Here is a 3,422-nt window from a genome sequence, read left to right as displayed (position 1 = left end):
ATCGACGAAATCGACAAGATCTCGCGCAAGTCCGACAATCCCTCGATCACCCGCGACGTGTCGGGCGAAGGCGTGCAGCAGGCGCTGCTCAAGATCATGGAAGGCACGGTCGCTTCGGTGCCGCCGCAGGGTGGCCGCAAGCACCCGCAGCAGGAATTTTTGCAGGTCGACACCACCAACATCCTGTTCATCTGCGGTGGCGCGTTCTCGGGCCTGGAGAAGATCATCTCCGCGCGGGGACGCTCGACCTCGATCGGCTTTGCGGCGCAGGTGCTGGCGCCGGAAGATCGCCGCACCGGCGAAATCTTCCGCCACGTCGAGCCCGAGGATTTGTTGAAGTACGGCCTGATCCCGGAATTCGTCGGACGTCTGCCGGTGGTCGCCACGCTGGAAGACCTCGACGAAGCTTCGCTCAAGAAGATCCTCACCGACCCGAAGAACGCGCTGGTGAAGCAGTATCAGCGGCTGTTCGAGATGGAGAACATCGAACTGACCTTCGCCGACGAGGCGCTGGGCGCGGTGGCGCGCAGGGCCATCGAGCGCAAGACCGGCGCGCGGGGACTGCGCTCGATTCTGGAAAGCATCCTGCTGGAGACCATGTTCGATCTTCCGGGGCTGGAAGGCGTCGAGGAAGTGGTGATCTCCCGCGAAGTGGTGGAGGGAACGGCTCGCCCGCTCTACATCTACGCCGATCGCTCGGACCGTACCGCAGAGAGCAGCGCCAGCGCCTGATTCGGAGGGCGAATTACCTCTCCCCGCAGGGGAGAGGCCTCACCCGAAGCGCAGCGCAGGCTTCGGGTGAGGGGCCTATCCACGCGCTTGGACTCGCGGATAGACCCCTCACCCGATGCGCATCTGACGATGCGCATCGACCTCTCCCCTGCGGGGAGAGGCGCAAGCACGCGAGGCCGCATTTACCCCGGATTGACGGGCTTTTTCTGGTGACTTGACACCCCTATGCCCGATAGCCACCTAATGCTATCGGCGGCGGAAAGCATCTCAAGATTCGCTGTCATTTCGATCCGGGTGAGCGAGGCCAGCGACTTGGCCGTGCGATCCGGAACACCTCGGCACCTTGTGGCGGTTGCGCGAAATTGCGGGCTGCGTGCAAGGGGGCACAACAAAAGGAATGGGCCATGACACCCGCAAAATCCCGGCCATCTATCGTTCACGGCGAGAGCCACTCCTATCCGGTGCTGCCGCTTCGCGACATCGTGGTTTTCCCGCACATGATCGTGCCGCTGTTCGTCGGCCGCGAGAAATCCATTCGCGCGCTTGAAGAGGTCATGAAGAACGACGCTTTGATCATGCTCGCCACGCAGAAAAATGCGTCGGACGACGATCCGAGCCCGGATTCGATCTACGAAGTCGGCACGCTGGCGAGCGTGCTGCAGCTGCTGAAATTGCCCGACGGCACCGTCAAGGTGCTGGTGGAGGGCCTTGAGCGCGCCAAGGTGCAGAAATATTCCGACCGCGCCGACTATTACGAAGCCACGGCGGTGGCGCTCGCCGACACCGACGCGACCTCGGTCGAGGCGGAAGCGCTGGCGCGCTCCGTCGTCTCGGATTTCGAGAGCTATGTAAAACTCAACAAGAAAATCTCGGCCGAAGTGGTCGGAGTGGTTCAGGCCAAGACCGACTTCGCCGAACTTTCCGACGCCGTCGCGGCGCATCTTGCCGTCAAGATCGCCGATCGCCAGACGATCCTGGAAACGCTGTCCGTCACTGCGCGCCTCGAGAAGGTGCTGGGGTTGATGGAGAGCGAGATCTCGGTGCTGCAGGTCGAAAAACGCATCCGCTCGCGCGTCAAGCGCCAGATGGAGAAGACCCAGCGCGAGTATTACCTCAACGAGCAGATGAAGGCGATCCAGAAGGAACTCGGCGACGACGAAGGCCGCGACGAACTGGCCGATCTGGAAGAGAAGATTGCCAAGACCAAGCTTTCCAAGGAAGCGCGGGAGAAGGCGCAGCATGAGCTGAAGAAGCTGCGCCAGATGTCGCCGATGTCCGCGGAAGCAACCGTCGTGCGCAACTATCTCGACTGGCTGCTGTCGATTCCATGGAACAAGAAGTCCAAGGTCAAGAAGGACCTGGTCGCTGCGCAAACCGTGCTCGACAACGACCACTATGGCCTGGAGAAGGTCAAGGACCGCATCGTCGAGTATCTGGCCGTGCAGAGCCGCGCCAACAAGCTGACCGGCCCGATCCTGTGCCTGGTCGGTCCCCCCGGGGTCGGCAAGACCTCGCTCGGCAAGTCGATCGCGCGGGCTACGGGGCGCGAGTTCGTGCGCGTATCGCTTGGCGGCGTGCGCGATGAAGCGGAAATCCGAGGTCACCGCCGCACCTATATCGGTTCGATGCCCGGCAAGATCATCCAGTCGATGCGCAAGGCCAAGACCTCGAATCCCCTGTTCCTGCTGGACGAGATCGACAAGATGGGCGCCGATTTCCGCGGCGATCCGTCCTCGGCGCTGCTCGAGGTTTTGGACCCCGAGCAGAACTCGACCTTCAACGACCACTATCTCGAGGTCGACTACGATCTGTCCAACGTGATGTTCATCACCACCGCGAATACGCTGAATATTCCCGGGCCCTTGATGGACCGCATGGAGATCATCCGGATCGCCGGCTATACCGAGAACGAGAAGGTTGAGATCGCCCGCAAGCATCTCATCCCGAACGCGATCGCCAAGCATGGCCTGGATTCCAAGGAATGGTCGATCGAGGACGACGCGCTGCTCTTGATGATCCGCCGTTACACCCGCGAAGCGGGCGTGCGTAACCTCGAACGTGAGCTTTCGACGCTGGCCCGCAAGGCGGTGAAGGAGCTGATGCTGTCGAAGAAGAAGACGGTCAAGGTCACGGCGCAATCGCTGGAGGAGTTCCTCGGCGTTCCGAAATATCGCTATGGCGAGATCGAATCGGAGGATCAGATCGGCATCGTCACCGGCCTTGCCTGGACCGATGTCGGCGGCGAACTGCTCACCATCGAAGGCGTCATGATGCCCGGCAAGGGCAAGATGACAGTCACCGGCAACCTGCGGGACGTGATGAAGGAGTCGATTTCGGCGGCGGCGTCCTATGTCCGCTCGCGCGCGGTCGGCTTTGGGATTGAGCCGCCGCTGTTCGACCGGCGCGATATCCACGTCCACGTCCCGGAGGGCGCCACCCCGAAGGATGGACCGTCCGCGGGCGTCGCGATGGCGACCGCAATCGTCTCGATCATGACCGGCATCCCGGTTCGACACGATGTTGCCATGACCGGCGAGATCACGTTGCGAGGACGGGTGCTGCCGATCGGCGGCTTGAAGGAGAAGCTGCTGGCGGCCGCGCGCGGCGGCATCAAGACGGTGCTGATCCCGGAGGACAACGCCAAGGATCTCACGGAGATTTCCGATGCGATCAAGGGCGGCATGACCATC

The 3,422-nt window shown here is 62.2% G+C and carries 2 protein-coding genes; both read left to right on the top strand.

What is annotated here, in order from left to right:
• Positions 1-732, top strand: a 732-nt coding sequence (gene clpX, locus VGP39_RS03075) for an ATP-dependent Clp protease ATP-binding subunit ClpX (RefSeq protein WP_327566635.1), incomplete at its 5' end; no start/stop codon positions are given.
• Positions 733-1,136: 404 nt separating this feature from the next.
• Positions 1,137-3,422, top strand: a 2,286-nt coding sequence (lon, locus tag VGP39_RS03070) for an endopeptidase La (protein ID WP_327566634.1), incomplete at its 3' end; no start/stop codon positions are given.

It is taken from the genome of Bradyrhizobium sp. (genome assembly GCF_036009065.1).
Classification (GTDB): domain Bacteria; phylum Pseudomonadota; class Alphaproteobacteria; order Rhizobiales; family Xanthobacteraceae; genus Bradyrhizobium.
This window is presented reverse-complemented; position numbering and strand designations above follow the sequence as displayed.